Source organism: Paenibacillus sp. FSL E2-8871 (genome assembly GCF_038000345.1).
In the GTDB taxonomy this organism is placed as follows: domain Bacteria; phylum Bacillota; class Bacilli; order Paenibacillales; family Paenibacillaceae; genus Paenibacillus_AQ.
In genome coordinates, this window is record NZ_JBBOBV010000001.1 from 6,273,617 (window position 1) to 6,292,831 (window position 19,215).

9 protein-coding genes and 1 pseudogene are annotated in these 19,215 nt (G+C 42.7%); 7 read left to right on the forward strand and 3 right to left on the reverse strand.

The genetic code is table 11. The features are described 5' to 3' along the window. Positions 1 to 80: 80 nt before the first annotated feature. The 4 genes and pseudogenes from NYE25_RS28195 to NYE25_RS28210 all read left to right on the forward strand — a co-directional run bounded on the left by NYE25_RS28195 (position 81) and on the right by NYE25_RS28210 (position 7,385). A complete protein-coding gene (locus NYE25_RS28195) occupies positions 81 to 3,884 on the forward strand; it encodes a GH32 C-terminal domain-containing protein (protein ID WP_341147409.1) in 3,804 nt (1,267 codons plus the stop codon). A gap of 275 nt (positions 3,885 to 4,159) precedes the next feature. After that, complete coding sequence (locus NYE25_RS28200; protein WP_445667188.1) at positions 4,160 to 5,140, forward strand: ROK family protein; 981 nt, start codon at positions 4,160 to 4,162, stop codon at positions 5,138 to 5,140. A 206-nt stretch (positions 5,141 to 5,346) separates the two neighbouring features. Further along, positions 5,347 to 5,656, forward strand: a pseudogene (locus NYE25_RS28205) (hypothetical protein); the annotation flags it as partial. A 547-nt stretch (positions 5,657 to 6,203) separates the two neighbouring features. Further along, on the forward strand, positions 6,204 to 7,385 hold the full coding sequence (locus NYE25_RS28210; protein ID WP_076298177.1) for a sensor histidine kinase: 1,182 nt from the start codon (positions 6,204 to 6,206) through the stop codon (positions 7,383 to 7,385). Between the two features lie 203 nt (positions 7,386 to 7,588). On the opposite strand, the gene NYE25_RS28215 is transcribed toward NYE25_RS28210, so the two are convergent. Further along, positions 7,589 to 8,932 (reverse strand): ATP-dependent DNA helicase, encoded by a 1,344-nt coding sequence (locus NYE25_RS28215; protein WP_341147411.1) that lies wholly within the window; start codon positions 8,930 to 8,932, stop codon positions 7,589 to 7,591. 18 nt (positions 8,933 to 8,950) lie between these two features. Continuing rightward, positions 8,951 to 9,520, reverse strand: coding sequence for a DEAD/DEAH box helicase (locus NYE25_RS28220; RefSeq protein WP_341147412.1), 570 nt, complete (start codon positions 9,518 to 9,520; stop codon positions 8,951 to 8,953). 334 nt (positions 9,521 to 9,854) lie between these two features. Between NYE25_RS28220 and NYE25_RS28225 the strand changes: the two genes are divergently transcribed. Further along, positions 9,855 to 10,301 carry a V4R domain-containing protein gene (locus NYE25_RS28225; protein WP_042185883.1) on the forward strand — a complete coding sequence of 149 codons (447 nt, stop codon included), beginning with the start codon at positions 9,855 to 9,857 and terminating at the stop codon, positions 10,299 to 10,301. 118 nt (positions 10,302 to 10,419) lie between these two features. Here the strand turns inward: NYE25_RS28225 and NYE25_RS28230 are convergent, their stop codons facing one another. After that, positions 10,420 to 13,074, reverse strand: a complete 2,655-nt coding sequence (locus tag NYE25_RS28230; protein ID WP_341147413.1) for a cation-translocating P-type ATPase — start codon at positions 13,072 to 13,074, stop codon at positions 10,420 to 10,422. Positions 13,075 to 13,655: 581 nt separating this feature from the next. On the opposite strand from NYE25_RS28230, the gene NYE25_RS28235 reads away from it, so the two are divergent. Beyond that, positions 13,656 to 18,326: an endo-1,4-beta-xylanase gene (locus tag NYE25_RS28235; protein ID WP_341147414.1), complete on the forward strand. Its 4,671-nt coding sequence runs from the start codon at positions 13,656 to 13,658 to the stop codon at positions 18,324 to 18,326. A 437-nt stretch (positions 18,327 to 18,763) separates the two neighbouring features. Next, positions 18,764 to 19,165, forward strand: a complete 402-nt coding sequence (locus tag NYE25_RS28240) for a TetR-like C-terminal domain-containing protein (RefSeq protein WP_341147415.1) — start codon at positions 18,764 to 18,766, stop codon at positions 19,163 to 19,165. Positions 19,166 to 19,215: the final 50 nt, after the last annotated feature.

Sequence of the window (19,215 nt, forward strand, 5' to 3'; positions counted from 1 at the left end):
TATAGAGGAGGTCAGTGCAGTAATGAATTGGCCTCCTTCTTGTTTTTCAATATTAATGATAGAAAAAGAGGGCAAAGAAGATGAAAAATAAAGGAAAAGTCGCAATATGCTTTCTTATGGCAATAGGACTTGTAATGACTTCAGCAGGCATTTATGTAGCAAATCCCGGGACTGGATGGGCTGCGCTCGCTGAACAGGAGGTAAGCAAACGAGCTAAGGAGGGACTTTCTATTTTTGAAAGCGTAACCAATACAAAAACGAATTTGACAGGTTGGCAAATAAAAGGAAAAGGTAACTTGGTGGATACTCCTGAAGGAATCTTACTGACTTCCGATCCAAAAGAAAATGTAATGGCAATCTCCGAAACGGTGTCAGAGGATTTTATCTATGAAGCTGACGTCATGATCAAGGATATGAAAGCTGACGCGACCTTATTGTTCCGTTCTAATGAAGATGGCTGGGGTTCCTACATGCTCCAAATCGTACCGAATGCAGGTATGATTCGTTTACAAGACGCAAGTGGTAGTGAAGGGAAATTAAAAGAGGAGCGAAAAGTTACAGTCAAGGCAGGCGAAATCTATCATCTCAAGGTGAAAGCAGAGGGGGCATCGCTGAAAGTATATTGGGACAATGCATATAAACCTGTGATTGAGGTTCAGGATAACGCGTATCGTACAGGTAGGCTAGGACTCAATGTATGGGATGGTTCTGTTTTGTTCCAAAACATAATCGTAAGTGATCTGAAAGGAAATCTTGATGCTGTGGTTACAAATCAAGGACAATGGCAGCCTAATATCAGCGGCAAAAAAGGAATGGTGGCAAACCAGAGTAAGTCACTGCAAATATATAACAAACAAGCTGCTGATTTTGTATATGAAGGTAATATATCTCTTCGTCCTGATTCTGTTGCAGCGCTCGCCTTTCGTTCATCGGCTGATGGATCAAAGGGATATGAAGCTGTCCTTACGAAGGAAGGAAATCAGGTCCGTGTAAGCTTGACGAAAGCTAACGGAACAACCATTGCAAGTTCACAGCATACCTATCCAAGTCAGATCGGAGCAAAACATCACGTAGAGATAAAGGCAAATGGAAACAGAATTCAGGTCTTCCTAGACGGATACACGCCGGCTGCAATCGATCTAACAGATAAAACCTACACCGATGGATATGCAGGAATCGTCGTTAAACAAGGAACGGCTTACTTCCAGGATACTTATGTGACGGATGCTAGCAGTTATTATAATGAAAAATATCGTCCTCAATATCACTATACGCCAATTCATGGTTCTGCAAGTGATCCGAATGGACTGGTCTACTTCGAAGGAGAATATCATCTATTCCATCAGGACGGAGGCACATGGGCACATTCTGTCAGTAAAGATATGCTGAACTGGAAGCGGCTTCCGATTGCGCTGCCGTGGAATGATCATGGACATGTCTGGTCTGGATCGGCTGTGGCAGATTTGACGAATGCATCAGGCTTGTTCGGGGATTCAGGAGGTAAGGGGCTAATTGCCTACTACACTTCCTATAATCCCGATGGCCCGAATGGGAATCAGCGTATCGGTCTTGCATACAGCAAGGACCAAGGTCGTACTTGGGAATATTCCAAGGCGCGTCCAATGGTTATCGAGAATCCAGGCGATAATGGAGGGGAGCCCGGAGGTTGGGATTTCCGTGATCCGAAAGTGATTCGTGATAACGACAATAACAGGTGGGTCATGGTTGTATCCGGTGGAGATCATATTCGTTTCTTTACTTCAACGAATCTACTTGATTGGACCCTGACAGATAGTTGGGGATACGGGGATTATGTTCGCGGCGGTGTATGGGAATGTCCAGATTTGCTTCAACTTTCGGTAGACGGAACATCACAGAAGAAATGGGTTCTGATGATAAGTACAGGAGCGAATCCAAAAACAGGCGGATCAGATGCTGAATATTTTGTGGGTCATTTAACAGCGGAAGGTAAATTCGTTAATGATAATCCGGCAGGGAAAGTATTGCGAACAGATTTTGGAAAAGAATTCTACGCTTCGATGTCTTTTTCGAACATGCCAGATCATCGCAGCGTAATGATGGCTTGGATGACAAACTGGGACTATCCGTTTGCTTTCCCAACGACCCATTGGAAGGGCGTACTGTCAATCCCAAGAGAAGTCTCATTAGTGACGACAAAAGATGGGATTCAGCTCGCTCAAAGTCCGATCAAGGAGTTGGAATTGCTGCGTAGTCAGCTGTATTCTACTGTTAACAAAGAGGTGAGTCCTTCTTCTCAGAATCTATTGAAAGGGGTTACCTCTGGTATATACGAGATTGAAGCTGAAGTAGAAATTCCAACAGGTAGTCAGGTTAGTGAATTTGGTTTTAACGTTCGTGTAGGTGGAAGTCAGAAAACGGTAGTTGGATATAAACCTAGTGAGAGTCAGATTTTCGTGGATCGGTCTGCATCTGGTTTGACGGATTTTTCGAGTCTATTTAGTACAAGACATGAAGCGCCAATGCAAACGGAGAATAAGCGTGTTAAGATGCGTATCCTTGTAGACGAGTCTTCTGTTGAGGTTTTTGGCAACAACGGTAAAGTCGTTTTCTCTGATGTCATTTTTCCGGATCCAGCCAGCAGAGCTTTGAGCTTTTACACCAATGGAGGCAACGTAAAGGTCGTATCTCTGAAGGTGAATCGGTTAGGCTCTGTATGGAATCAGGAGTCCAATTCCGCTATCAAGATAATGATGGATACAAATGATCGTGAACTGAGCAAGGGGCAAAGCGACACACTCTTTGCAATGGTAGAGAATGGAACAGGCAATGGTGCACAGCCGCTGAAATGGAATTCCAGTAACAAAGATGTAGTTGAACTAAACATAGCAGATAACTTACAGGCAACCATTGTAGCTAAAAAAGAAGGCGAGTCGATCATTACTGTCTCTACTCCAAATGGGAAGATATCAACAAGCGTATTAGTTAAGGTAACTGATGGTGAATTTCATACGAACTTAGGTGGATGGACTAAAGATCTTTCTGCAGCCTCCTGGGTCATTAGTGAAAATGGAATTCGTGGAAATTACTTGAGTGACGCGAATTATATCGCAGAGAAGCAGGCTGGAGACTTTACTTATGAAGCAGATATGATGTTAGGGAAATCCGGGGGAGCAGGCTCTATGTTGTTCCGCGCCAGCGAAGATGGACGCAGCGGATACTACTTAAATCTCGATCCGAATATGAAGTCCGTACGTCTCTTTTATAAAATCGAAGGCCGTTTTGAAGAGCGTCAAATACTGGCGAAAGTTCCGACGTTCATTCAGCCAGGTCAAACCTATAAAGTAAAAATCGAAGCGAAGGGCCCGCATATTGTAGTTTATGTGGACGGGCAGAAAGTGATCGACCTGCAGGATGGCACTTTTGCAAAAGGTCGCTTTGGATTACATGTATTTGGCGGATATGCTTCATATCAAAACGTTAACGTGAGCGGAGCAACACCGGCTAATTTGACCACATCCAGTCTAGTAAATGCAAAACTACAGAAATCTCTCTATACAGCAAATCTCGCAAATGGTGAAGCTGTTACCCTGAAGGATGCGAATGATTCTACGGATCAGAAGTGGGTATTCGTGCCGACGGGGGACGATTCAGGTTCCTATTCTATTCGTACAACAGCCGGTCAGGCGCTTGATCTAGACACAGGGCAAAATAAAATTCAGTTATACCATTATCTCGGATATAACAATCAGCGTTGGATTTTTCACAAAAATGATGATGGTACCGTAAGTATTATTTCTGCTCATCATAAGAAAGCGCTGGAAGTATCAGCGGATGGGTCGACACTGTCTCTAAGCGAGCTTGATCCTACTCTTGATCAACAAAAATGGGTAGTTACGAATTAAAATGAGAATGATGGAACTAATGGGAGAGCGGCTAAAATTGGCGGCTCTTCTTCTTAATCATTAAAGGTCCTTTTTGTTAATCCGAGCCAGGTTCAATTCTTTGCAATTTAGTTTGATGGACCCCGAGATATAATAGTTAACACTGTCGTATTTAAGGTATGAAGATGAAAACTAGACGACATTAAGGTACAATCATACTTAAAAGGAATACCTGATGAATTGATCCCTACGTTCATCGAGCAGGGGGGCTTATGAGAACAGCAAACGCCAACTTAATGAAGGAAATTAATCTTAACAACGTTCGTCAAGTGATGAAACGTATAAATACAGCCACCAAACCCCAGCTGGCAACACTGACCAAACTGAGCGTCGTAACAGTAAACTCATTAGTCAAGGAGCTGCACGAGTTAGGTGAGCTGTTCGAAGACTTGACTGTACCATCAAATGGCGGTAGGCCAGCACAAACTTATCGCTACAATTACAACTTCAGCCTCGGGCTGGTTATTTATCTGAAGGATAAAGAGGGACAGGTACTGATTTCAGCCACCGTTGTGAATTTGGAGAACGAGATTCTGGCGAAGGATGAACATATCATTCCAGTCTTCGAAAGACAATTTTTTTGTGATATTATTGAACACTCTATAGCCTTGTATCCTTCTATCAAGGTTATTGGCATAGGCATTCCGGGACAGGTTGTCAACGGCGAAATTAAAGTCAGCAGCCACCATGAGCTGACTGGCTCACGGATGATTCAAGAGATTGAGCAACAATTTGAGTTGCCTATCTTGGTTGAAAATGACGTTAATGCAGCTATCAGCGGATATTGCATGAACCAGGGAGAGGGAGAGGAACAGTACTTGCTCGGTCTTTACTTTCCAAACAGGTACCCACCTGGCATGGGTATCTATCTGAATGGAAAGATCCTTAAAGGTAATCAGGGCATGTCAGGGGAAATAAAATTCCTGCCCGACATGCCTGACTGGAGTCTCGAGATGGGCAAGGACACGTTCATCGATACTGCCTGCCGGATTATCCAAACCCTGAATGCTGTTCTTGCTCCGGACAAAATTGTAATATATCAGGATAAGGTGGAATTAGAAATCTGGACATCTGCTTGGGAAGCTTATCAGCTTCGACATCCAATGCCCATTTATCCACAGATTGTTATGCAAAATACATTTCAAGAAGACTTCGAGGCCGGCCTGCGCTGGTTGACATTGAAGTCATTGGAGCCGGATTTGGTCGAGCTCCATTAAGAGGTTGTCCCATAAGTCATGAGATGAATGACTTATGGGACAAGCCTCTTTTTTAGGTGATCAATATGAGTATTGATCCAATTGCTGATATGCACTGCACACTAATGATACAGCTCCAGATCAGTGAATAGGTTGCTTGACAAAAAAATGCTTATATCGCATACTTCATACATAGACTTTATAAAGTATATTTATTAAGTGTATAAATGTATTTCTTTACGCGTGCAACGAATCATTTTTATCACGAGGGGGAAGCATGCTTATCTACCTGGTTTTTGATTTTTATATATCTGGCTTTTATCAGTTTAGGACTTCCTGACTCTTTACTCGGCTCGGCAGGTATCATGTCCATGATCATTGCGGGAGGGACCATTAGCATCCAGTCTGTTCAGCAACAGGATGGTCGAGCGTCTGGGTACGGGTAGAATCACATTGTTCAGTTGTTTCCTTACTGCGGTTGCGCCACTTGGATTTTTCATTGCTCCATCGATGCTCTGGTTCATAGTATTTGCCCTACTAACATTGATGTTTTTGAGTACAGAGACGATTAATAGATTGCTGATAAAACCCACGCAAGGGAGGGGATAAAGAGATGGTTTATATCATTTTATGCGCAATCATCTGGGTAGGAGTGTATTTGAATCTAGCCGCATCGAAGGAATCCATGGATGTGAAGCCTATTCGTTCCGTGAATGATCTGTTTGAATAACCAAGGAGTAACGTAAAAAGCATATGATCCTGGATCAAATGCTTTTTTGATAGTACAAAGACTACATCGTTTCAATTGCATAGTTATACTAGAATGAGGAAGGTTGGTCTTTTGAAGGTAAGTAGGGGCTAACAAGCTCCCCTTGGTTATATAGATTTATCATACAAGTAATCAACACCCCAAATCATTCCGTTACAGGCGGAATAGCTTGGGGTGTTTCATTTTTTATAGCGCTTATAATTATTAATTAAGTAAAACTATTGGTTTTGTGAAATATAGTGACTTACTGTTACTTTTGAAGCAGGAAAATATACATATATATTGAATACAAAACAACAAAGAGGGAGGATGAAAATGTCATACAGAGCAAATGCATTACGTTCGTCATTAACCCTAGCTGTTCCAATTATTTTAGATAGGCATTATCATTCTATAACTATGAAAAATATCGAATCCGCCTGGTTTATAGAGACGCATAAGGAATTGTTAGATTCAACATTCAGCACGATATTAATGAGTATGATAGAGGCACTGTTCTTGGATTCCTTTGGTTACGACCAATACCTAAACCTACTAGAAAAAGAGGGGGTGGAGCGAGGGATTTATACTGCAGAAATATTCGGTGATCATTTTGATATCTTACTTGAAATGAGCAAGGATTTAAACTTAATCGCTCAGAATATGATGTTTAAGATCATTGAAGAGATGGAAGATGATTCTACGACTCGATTGTTTTTTTATAATCGTTTAATGGAAAGCAACTGGACCGGTTTTACGGGCTTTGCAAAGGGGTATTTATCTAATAAAAATCAACAGATTGACAATTTGCATGAACAAAAAATTGCTGTTATGGGACAAATGGCAGCTGGTATGGCACATGAAATACGGAATCCGCTTGCTTCGATTAAAGGATTTGCCCAGCTTGTAAATAACAGGCTATATGAACCGGTGATCAAGGCGGATGAATTGCGTGCGTATCTGGATATAACCATTAAAGAGATTGATGCTCTGAACGGATTAGTAACGGACTTCCTAGTACTGGCTCGAAAAGGAGATAGTTCGAAAAATACCGGCGTAGTATATAACGTTATCGAGGTTATACATAGAGTTAATAACATCGTGAATCAACTCATACTTAGTGATGATATTATTCTTTCCGTGGAGTATTCTCTAGAGAAAGTAATGACGTATGGAAACGCCTCTCAACTAGAACAGGTAATCCTTAACATTTTAAAAAATAGTATCGATTCATTCACAGCGTTTAGAGGCAGAATAGACATTACAGTTAGCACAGCTAATGAGACTAACGAAATTATCCTTATTTTTAAAGACAATGGAGAAGGAATTCCACTGGATAAACTAAATCGAATATTTGACCCTTTCTTTACAACCAAGCAAAAAGGGACAGGAATTGGATTATCAATTTGTAAACAATTAATAGAAATGTATGGGGGACAAATTAAGGTAGACTCAGAAGTTCAGGTAGGTACTAGCGTGATGGTTATTTTGCCTTGGGTAAATGATTATCACATTTGAGGCTACGAACAATTTGAATGATTGAATGAAGGATGATAAATGGATCATCAGCTTCTTAGAGCTGATACAGCAAAAATAAACAAGCCTGGCACAGAAGCTCTTCAGGCTTGTTTGTTTTTTTTCATGCTGAAAAGGATCCTCCAAACGATACACAGTATCGCTATTCAAAAATACGCGTTCCTTAGAGGACGGTACAGCCTATTCTACTTAACGCTAAGTTGTATCTCTTTTTCTTTTACAAACTTCTCCAGCACTCTAAAATCCTCGGTAACCTTTTTAAATGGTAAAGATTCCAGTGCCTTATCCCGGTAATCCTTTTTCGCAGCAGCAGACAGACGGGAATCAAGTATGCTGAGTACACCAAGGTCAGTCTCACTACGGATCAGTCGCCCGGTTCCTTGTCTTAACCGAAGCAGCATGTCCGGTACAAAAACGTCATTTAAGGGATCCTTCGTCAAAGATGCCTTATATTCATAGACAGGATCGGAAGGAACAGGGAAGGGCAGACGGAAAATAATTAACTGCGACAAATCAGAACCTTCGATGTTCACGCCTTCCCAGAATACACCGGTACTAAGAAGGACGCCTTTACTGCCACGGAATTCAGCGATCACCCCGTCCTGAGACGATCCTTCTCTTTGAACATGCACCGCCCATGCTAGCTTCTCGGATTTTAACTTATTATGAATGTACTTCATATCTTCCTTCGCTGAAAAAAGAACCAATGTCCGTCCGTCCGTTAAATTACAGAGCCTCAGCATTTCCTTGTATGCCGCTTCAAGATAACCTACCTTGTTCTGATGGTTGTAGTAAGGGATGTCCTTAGCAATATACAGCATGGTGTGGTTGTCATAATCAAACGGCGAAGCCTGGCGCTCCATATAATCTCCCTTGTAACCGAGCGACTGCGTCAGATATGCATATTGTTCCTCTAGTGTTTCTCCGGTTTGGCACATGGTTGCTGACGTTAAAATAACAGATGTTTTCCCGTTAAATAAGCTATATCTTAGGAACTGGCTTATGCCTTTAGGACAGATACTAATAGTGGCCTCACGCTGGGTATTGCTTCCCCAAATCAGGTAGTTATCCTGGACTCCGGCGAGTACATCAAAGAGATCTATAAGTCCGTTCATGGCTTCAAAAAGATTATCGATTTCTCGCTCATGCTTGGAAGTTAAGACGGATAAGCTGAGATTAAACTCTTTCAAAACCTGAGCCCCCCGCTTTAACGGAATCCCTGTGATTTCCGACACTTTTATCCGGTCATTATCCTGCTTGGCTGTTTGCAGCAAATCCGTTTCTACCTGTTTGAAAATATGACCCATGCATCTTTTTAAAAATTTAAATTGCGGCAAAAGGCCGTTATCTGCGGATTGCTTGAAGAGAATCTGTAAGGTGTCATCCAGAATACGGCAGGTTCCCCGGTATGTAAACTCGAGCGTTCTAGCATCTCTAACCTTTGCTTCCAGATTATGAGCTTCATCAATTACGATCAGAGCTGGCCGTTCAGTGATTAATCCCTTCGTTCCTTCTTTTTTCTTGATCAAATCACGGATGAGCAGGTCCTAGTTGACGATAATAAAATCCATGTCGCTGGCGTCGGCGTTAATCTTCGCTCTCATCTCGTAAAATGAACATGTGCTTTTATAATGGCATCGTTCAAATTTACAATCATTCACACAAACATTAGACCATACTGCATCACTAACCCCGCCCTTAATGTCTGCTCTCTCATCAATGTCATAATTCACAATACGCTGGGCAAGTGTAGATAGAGGAGAGCTTGAATCATCAGGTTGTAACAGGTCTGCTGCCCTGTATCGGCAAGCATATTGCCCCATGCCTTTTCCGACTACGGAGCGAACCGATGTAAATCCGAGCCGGCTTCCGATGAATCTCAGATCTTTATGGATCTGTTCTGAAAGTTGTATGGAGGATGTTGCAATAATGATCGGTTGTCTTGAGACTTGGTTAATGAGCAGGCTGGGTATGAGGTATGCAAAGGACTTACCGATGCCGACTCCAGCTTCAATCATTGCGTTTCTACCATTAATATAAGCATCAGCGATATCCAGAGACATATCTTGCTGGCCGATCCGCTCTTTAAGTCCAATCCTGGGAAATCTATCATACATCCGAAAGATGGCATTGACTAAAGAGGGTTCGGTGTCCTTTTTTAGCTCCTGCTTCTGTAATTTATATAGATCACTTAACCAGCTAATAACGACCGCCTCTTTTCAAAATCAATTTTCTTCCAGTCCCAGTTTTTTGGGTGAGGTTGTAATTATCATAGATGAAGCGCTAACAGTCAAGTGTCAGAATATAAAATAATGATTTTTAACCCTTGTTCTTCCAATCATTAGGGATAGGAAGTGCGTAGGATCACAAAGCATTTATTGGATACGTTTATACTCAATATATTAATTAAATTTGAAATATAAATTACATAAGAATTTGGAGGCTACGGGTATGGATCATTTTACTTTTACAGATATGAAAAAAATAAAGAGAGAAAATTTGGGTGATGCTGTACCCTTAGAGCTTTTCAGAACGATTAGACTTATTGGATTATACCAAGCGTTACCCATGAATGGTAAGGGCACAACGTTGACGATAGGAAGAAAAATTGGGGAAGAGTTTGGTGTTACCTCCGTTAATGAACTATTCGGGTTATTCGAACAAATGAAGATAGGGATCCCAATAATAACCCATGAAGATGACAAGGGAATGTCAATTGCAGTACACGATTGTTTCTGCGAAGGGTTACCTATTATGGAAGGGAAAATGGTATGTGACCTAGAGGGGGCCATTATCGAAGGAGCACTTAGCAAAATACGTGGGAAACGAGTTTCCGTCCGGGAAGTGAAATGTAATGTTCATGGGGATGAATGTTGTGAATACATAGTCAAATATTAAAAATTTACGTGATATTTTGATCATAATACAGATGTTTAAATCAGATCTGAAAATGACAGAAGAACAGCGATTCTCCATCCTTGGAGAATCGCTGTTTTGATTTTTTGTTCAATTGTGATTAAGAAGCTGATTTAGGAGTAAACGCTCTACGAATAACCTTCGTCAATTCCATTAGGATGACGGCGCCGAGTGCCAGACCGCTTGCAATCAGCCAATCGGACATTCCGAATGAAGCTGGAATCGAGAAGATTTCTCTAACCCCTGGCAGAACCGCAATCCCGTAAAAGGCAAAGCAGACCAAAACGGCTCCGATGACGTATTTGTTGCTGAAAAACCCAGCTTCAATAGCTGTTTGACTGTTCGAGCGAGCGGCAAAGGTCTGAAGTGTACGAGACAGGATCAGGGTTGTAAATGCCATAGCCACGCCCATATCAGGGGAATGCTGGAGTCCGATATACAGGGATATAATTACGGCTATACCTATAAGTAGACCACGGGTAATAATAGCCTGCATCATTCCTCCGGCAAATATACCTTCCTTCAGTTCCCTTGGATTTCTATTCATCACGTTAGGTTCAGGTTTCTCCATACCAAGGGCAATGGCGGGCAGTGAATCATTCGCCAGATTGATAAATAGAAGCTGAATCGCTGTGAAGGGATTAATCCAGTCGAAGATCAGGGCAAACAGAATGGCGATAATCGCACCCAGGTTGCCTGAAAATAAATAGGCGATCGCTTTTTTGATATTGTCGAATACCGTTCTGCCCACAGATACAGCATTCACAATGGATACAAAATTATCATCAGTCAAAATCATGGCAGCCGCGTCTTTAGCAACGTCGGTTCCACTACCCATGGCAACACCGATATCTGCTTGCTTCAAGGCAGGCGCGTCATTTACGCCATCACCGGTCATGGCTGTGATTTTGCCTTTTCGTTGCCACGCCCGGACAATTCTGATCTTATTCTCCGGGGAGACTCGGGCGTACACACCAATCTGCTCAAGCTTTTTATCCAATTCTTCGTCGGACATGGCATCAAGCTCTTGACCGGTTACGGCAATTTCTTTTTCGGTCATCAGGCCGATATCACGTCCGATCGCTTGTGCGGTTGTCTTATGATCACCAGTAATCATGATGGTCCGAATTCCAGCCTTCTTGGATTCTGCGATCGCGCCATAGACAGCTTCCCGAGGGGGATCAATCATAGCTGTCAAGCCTACGAGCACCAGATTTTGTTCATCCTCAAGACCCACTTCAGTGACCGTATTTGGTACAGTTTTGTAAGCATAGGCAAGTACACGTAGTGCTCTGCTGGAGAATTCCTCATTGGCTTCAATGAAACGATCAAGAACTTCCGGTGTCATCGGCACTTCTTGTCCACTTAGTAGTACATGCGTACAAAGACTAAAGAGTACATCTGGTCCGCCTTTAGTGATCATTGCTTTTTGTCCGTTAAAAGTGTGTAAGGTCGTCATTAGCTTGCGATCCGAGTCAAAAGGAAGTTCGGCTTCACGAGGGAAATTGTCGCGTATTTCCTTGTAATCTTTATTCATGCTGTTACTGAAGGCAATAAGTGCCACCTCAGTTGGATCGCCTAGTTCTTTACCATCCTCATTAATGTTAGAGTCGTTACAAAGCACGGCAATGTGTAGGAGGCGCCGGGCTTCCTCAGACCATTCTTCGGGCTCTTGATTGAATTGATCACGTTCACCTTCCGGTAAAAAGTAATCTACAACCGTCATTTTATTTTGGGTCAGAGTACCGGTTTTGTCCGTACAGATGACACTGGTTGATCCAAGTGCTTCGACGGCTGGCAGCTTACGAATAATCGCATGTTGCTTAGCCATTTTATTCGTACCTACGGATAAGACAATCGTTACGATCGAGGATAGAGCTTCAGGAATAGCGGCGACTGCCACAGCGACTGCAAACATTAGGGCATTCAGGATGGCTTCCGTGGTATCCACTGTATCATTCGACAGCCAAACACGTCCGGCTTGGATGGCAAAGATCAAAACGGACAGCACGATAATCGCTACACCCAGCTGCTTGCTAAAGGTTTCGAGCTTACGCTGTAGTGGCGTCTGCTTGGCTTCGGCGCTCTCAATGAGTTCAGCGATTTTGCCGATTTCGGTTGTCAGTGCAGTTCCTGTTACTACAAGAGTTCCACGGCCATATACAACCAAAGAACCGCTAAACGCCATATTACGACGGTCTCCGAGTGGAGATTCCTTCGCGATGGTATCCGTATGCTTCTCTACAGCTTCGGATTCTCCGGTCAGCATGCCTTCATTGATCTTCAAGCTTCCCGATTCTATGATACGGCCGTCGGCAGGTACGAAATCTCCAGCCTCCAGTAATACGATATCACCGCGAACAAGCTCTCTGGCAGGGACGGTTTTTAAGGCTCCATCCCGCAACACTTTAGCCTCGGGTGCCGACATTTGCTGCAGGGCATCAAGTGAACTCTCAGCTTTACGAGTTTGGATGACACTTATAACTGCATTGAGAATCAACACGAGAAAAATGATAAGCGACTCCATAACTTGACCCATAACAATCTGGACAATGGCCGCAATAAGCAGTACGACCACCATAGGGTCCTTGAAATTTTCAAGAAAAAGCTTCCAGAGGGGATCTTTTTTCTTTCCTTTTAATTCATTGTAACCATCACGTTCCAGTCGTTTGTCGACTTCTGCCGACGTAAGCCCGTTAGTTGTACTCTGCACTTCCTGTAAACTGTCTGTTACATTCTTGCGGTAATACTCCACTAATGATAGCTCCTCTCCGCTGTGCTGTGTCTTTTTTTAGGTCTCATAAGCTTCGATTTACTGCATAAGTGCACATAACTGCGTGTTCTACACAAGTATGGTATATCAGTTCGTCAAATCAGTAGACTTCAGGACCTATCTTCAAACTTACGATTCAACTTGGCGCAAGTTTCAAAATATGGAGCTTAGTATGCGCATATCTAAAAAAAGATCATTCGTAATCGTCCATATTGTGAAATCTTTTTAATGAATAGTATTGGATTACCTATGAAGAAGTCTTAATACATGGGAAGACATAGGAAATTCCTGGATCTTTCGTGTGTTTTCCTATGATTATGGGGGGTAACACCTTTAGTATTAGTATAGTTGTGGATAGAATCGGAAGGTAAAATAATGTGAGTATACATGTAAGCGTTTACAAGGCGGGGGGCGATTAATAGCAAGAAAAGATGTTTCTGCAATGAGTGCAAAGGGGTAGCACTGTTTCGTATTTTGTGATTTTAGACCGGATTGAGGGCTGTTACAAGGAATTGTAGGCAATTCGCTAATGCAAAAGACCAAAATTAGGAGGAATGCTGCAAATGAACAAAATGCTTAAACAAGTCATCTCGATCTTACTCGCAATCGCGATACTTATACCGTCAGGTTTGTTTGCTCCGGTTACGGAAGCTGCGACATCTGAAATTCCTGTACTATTGTATCATCGTATTGTCGATACAGCGACGAATGAATGGACAGATACAAGCGTAGATAAATTCAAGAGCACTATGAAATATCTTTATGATAACGGCTATAATACATTGACTGCGGATCAATATGTGAACATTAAAGCCGGTGTCGAGGCAGCTCCTGCCAAACCGATTTTACTCACTTTCGATGACGGGACTCCTGACTTTGTTACCAAAGCTCTTCCGGTATTGGATCAATATGATATGAATGCGGTGGCATTTATTGTCACTGGATGGATTGGTGCTGGCTACAGCATGTCGCATGCGCAACTGCAAGATTTAGCGACCAACCACCCGAATATCAGTATCCAGAATCATACGCTTAACCATGCAGAAGGTGTATGGAAGACTATGACAAAGGCGGAAGCTTCCGCAGAATTAGCTGAGGCCAATAATTATCTTAAAAAAATCACGAATAAAGATCCTATTCTTTTGGCTTATCCTTATGGGGACTTCAATTCCGATGTTCAGGCTGCAGCTGCGGCGAATGGCATTAAGTACTCCTTTAAAGTAGGTTATCCGAATCAAGGGGACCATGCTAGTGGACGTTATTACGTACAAATGGGTACAACATTATCCGACATTGCGAATTGGATTGGTGGACCTGCACCTGATACGACAGCACCTTCTACTTCGGTAACCGTTTATCACGAATCCTTTTCGAATGGTAAGGGAGTTGCTACACAATCAGGGAACGCAAGCTTGACGCCAGTCACGAACAAGGTTTTTGCGGGTAATGATGACGGCACAGCATTATACGTTAGCAACAGAGCTAATGACTGGGATGCGGCTGATTTCGATTACAGCGGGATGAAGCTTGTAAACGGTAAGACTTATACGGTAACCGCATCCGTTTATGTTGATGCTGATATAGCGATCCCTAGCGGTGCCCAAGCTTATTTACAAAGCATAGACAGCTATGACGTTGTTGCAAGCGCGAATTATGAAGCTGGTAAAGCAATCACTTTAAGTGGGAAATTTATTGTTGATACGAGCAAAAATACGAAACTACGTATTCAATCAAATGCGAGCGGAAAAGAGGTTTCATTCTACATCGGTGATCTATTGATTACCGAACAGGTCACTACAGAAGAGCCAACTAGAGAACCGGCGTTACCTTTTACCACCGTTACTTTTGAGGATCAAAAAGCAGGCGGTTTTGTAGGTAGAGCAGGTACTGAAACGCTGACCGTATCCAACGAAGCGAATCATACGGATGGTGGTTCATACGCTTTAAAGGTAGAGGGCAGAGCGGATACATGGCACGGTCCTTCATTACGTGTGGAGAAAAATGTTGATAAGGGACAAGAATATAAAATTTCACTCTGGGTTAAGTTGATCGAGCCAGCAAGCTCACAGCTTAAGCTTTCAACACAAGTTGGTAATACGAGTGCTAGCTATAATACACTTGCTTCAAAGACCATCAGCAATAATGACGGCTGGGTTCAGTTACAAGGTACCTATCGTTATAGCTCAGTTAGTGAAGAATATTTAACCATCTATGTAGAAAGCTCTGACGCAATAGCCTCTTTTTATATCGACGATATCCGTTTTGAAAACACCGGTTCAGGTACGATTGAAATTGAAAAAGATTTAGCTCCGATCAAGGATACTTATAAAAATGATTTTCTGATTGGAAACGCAATATCGGGAGGAGATCTTGATGGTCTTAGATTGGATCTTCTCAAGATGCATCATAATATCGTTACAGCAGAAAACGCAATGAAGCCGGATCAGGCTTATTCTTCACCAGGCGTATTTGATTTTACTGCGCAAGATAAGCTTGTGGATAAAATTTTGTCTGAAGGACTTAAACTGCATGGACACGTACTGGTATGGCATGCGCAGACCCCTGATTGGTTGAATACAACAACAGATGCAAATAATAACAAGTTTCCATTAAGCCGGGAGGAAGCTCTCCAGAATCTGAGGACCCATATCAAAACCGTTATGGAGCATTTCGGCGACAAAGTAATTTCCTGGGACGTTGTTAACGAAGCGATGAACGATAACCCATCTAACCCAACAGATTGGAAAGCCGCATTGCGTACAGCCCCTTGGAAAAGCGCCATCGGAACAGACTATGTAGAGCAGGCGTTCCTGGCGGCAAGAGAAGTATTGGACTCGCATCCTGAATGGAACATTAAGTTATATTACAATGATTACAATGATGATAATCAGAATAAAGCACAAGCTATTTATAGTATGGTCAAAGAAATCAACGATAAGTACGCGTTAGAACACCCCGGCAAACTTCTTGTCGATGGTATTGGTATGCAGGCGCACTACAATATAAACACGAACCCGGAAAATGTGAAACTGTCATTGGAGATGTTTATATCTTTGGGTGTAGAAGTAAGCATCACTGAGCTTGATATCATGGCCGGAAGTGACTCTAAGCTAACCGAGCAGCAAGCGATTGCTCAGGGGTATCTGTATGCGCAGCTGTTTAAAATTTACAAGGATCATGCAAAAAATATTTCGCGCGTGACCTTCTGGGGTCTTAATGATGGCACAAGCTGGAGATCTGAAAATAATCCATTGCCGTTTGATGCTAACTTGCAGGCTAAACCAGCTTATTATGGTGTAATCGACCCAGATAAATTTATTGCAGAGCATACACCAGAAAGTGTAAATGCTAATCAGTCAACCGCTAAATATGCAACACCTGTAGTTGACGGGGCTGTTGATGCCGTTTGGAACGATGCGGCCCCAATGCCGATTAATCGCTATCAGATGGCATGGCAGGGCGCAAACGGTGTAGCAAAAGCACTTTGGGATGATGAAAATCTTTATATTTTAGTCCAGGTCAACGATACGCAGCTTAACAAAAGCAGTGTCAATGAATATGAACAAGATTCCGTCGAAATCTTCTTGGATCAAAATAATGCAAAAACAAGCTTCTATCAAAGTGATGATGGGCAGTACAGAGTCAATTTTGACAACGAGACTTCATTTAATCCCACAAGCATCGCAGCTGGTTTCGAATCGGCGACTCACATTTCCGGAACAAACTACACGGTTGAAGTGAAGATTCCACTTCGTGGGATAACTCCGGATGACGATACAAAGCTTGGTTTCGATGTACAGATCAATGATGCTAAAGACGGCTCACGTCAAAGTGTTGCGGCTTGGAACGATACAACCGGTACTGGATATATGGACACATCTGTTTACGGTGTACTTACCCTCAAGGGGAAATCTACCGGTTCGGAACCGACGCGAACACCGGATCCAACAGAACCATCAGCAACTCCGACACCTGTTCCGACAGCGACACCAGTACCAACCAATGAACCGACTGGTAGTAGCAACACTGGTAGTGCAGTAACAACTCCACAGCCTGTAGCCATTGCAAACAAAGAGGGTGTTGTTACGATTACACTGGAGGTGAAATCCGATAACGGGCGTGCCATAGGCACGATCTCCAGCGACAACTTGAAAAAAGCGCTTGAACAAGCTACAGCAGCGGCAAACGGCAAGAAACAAATCGTGATCGAAGTACCAAAGCAAACGGATGCGAAAGTGTATGATATACAATTGCCAACCCAAAGCTTGATGGGGAAAGAAAACTTTGAACTATTGCTTAAGACGGAAAATGCTACAATCCAAATTCCAAGTAATATGCTGCCCGACTTAACAGACCTTGCTGAGCAAGTGTCCATACGCATAAGTAAAGTCTCTGCGGACAGCCTGAGTGCAGCTAACCGCAATTTGATCGGCAGCCATCCGGTTATTGATCTAAGCGTAGTATCAGGCGATAAAGTCATTCCGTGGAATAACCCTAACGCGCCTGTAACAGTATCCATTCCTTACACACCGACAGCGGAGGAACTAAGTAATCCGGATTTAATCGTTGTTTGGTACATCGATGATAACGGCAACGTAGTACCGGTTCCGAACGGCCGATATGATGCTGCAACCCAAACGGTTGTATTTCAAACGACCCATTTCAGCATTTATGCAGTAAACTTTGTAAAGAAAAACTTCGGAGACCTGCAGAGCGTATCTTGGGCAAAACAAGCCATAGATGTTATGGCAGCTCGCGATGTCATCCAAGGCACCAGCATGAATAGCTTCTCACCTGCAGATTCTATGAAGCGAGCGGATTTCATTGCTCTTCTCGTGAGAGCGCTTGAACTGAAGGGAACGGGCAAAAGTGCAGCATTGTTCAGCGATGTCCAAAAGACGGATTATTATTATGATGAACTGGTCATCGCGAAGGAACTGGGAATTGCCACAGGCTTTGAAGATGATACGTTCCGACCAAACATTGAAGTCTCTCGCCAAGATATGATGGTGCTGACTGCGCGTGCGCTAGCGGCATCCGGTAAGCAAATCAAGGCGAGTGGAGCTTTGAGTGCTTATCTGGATGAAGCAAGCATCTCCAGCTATGCGAAAGACAGCGCATTATTGTTGGTCAAATTCGGAGTTGTGAACGGAAAGAATGATAGAATTGCGCCTAACGACACGCTTACCCGTGCTGAAGCAGCAGTTATCTTGTACCGTATTTGGAAGCTGTAGGCTCAGCAGCAGTACTCTTTAAGATTTGAAATAGTTCGTGAAAATGAACACCAGGCAGCGACTCTCCGGTTCTTGGAGAGTTGCTGCCTGGTGTTTTTGTTAAGCGGATTATAGTATTCTTAGCGCCAGATATTGCTGTGATCTGCAAGACAACTGCATTCTATGCAGCTATTTCGTATGCAAAAGTATTATTCTGACTTTAATTGTATTCCATACAATTAAAAACTACAGAAACGACCTATAAGGGTGAAAGTCAAGAAAATAGGTGTATGAAATACAGCTATTTTCATTGGTCGAATGAATTAAAGTATTATAGCTGTACGAAATACAGTTAAATACTTAAATAATACTAATTACTTCTATATATTAAGCTTCTTTGGTAACCATTTTTATGAGCTTCACCGTTACATCAACTGCATTATCGGGATCTCCCGGATATGTTGGAAAAGAAGGCGGATGAAATGGTGGAGGACATTTTACAAGTCGTCAACAACGATGACAACCATCACGAATCGGTTGAAGAAGAAAATTTGAGGATACTAGAGAGTCTGCTTAAACATATTGCGGAAAATGCAAAATTCTACAAAGTGATACTCACATCGAAACGAAGCCCGATTTTTACAGATCGACTGTTTGACTTGATGGCGGAAATCATCTCTGCACACCAGGAGAAAAAGGAGGGTGCCGCTGATCATTCCAAGATGCCCATACAGAAGGACATTGCCGTTTGGTACGGTTCAGCAGCCTTAATTGGCACGGTTATTTCTTGGCTTCGAGATGACATGCCCTATACGCCAGTGTATCTTGCCAGACAGATTAGTATGCTGCGTGCGAACTAGTCAAATGAATACGAGCAAAAGAAAAAGCCGCGCATCATTGCGCGGCTTTT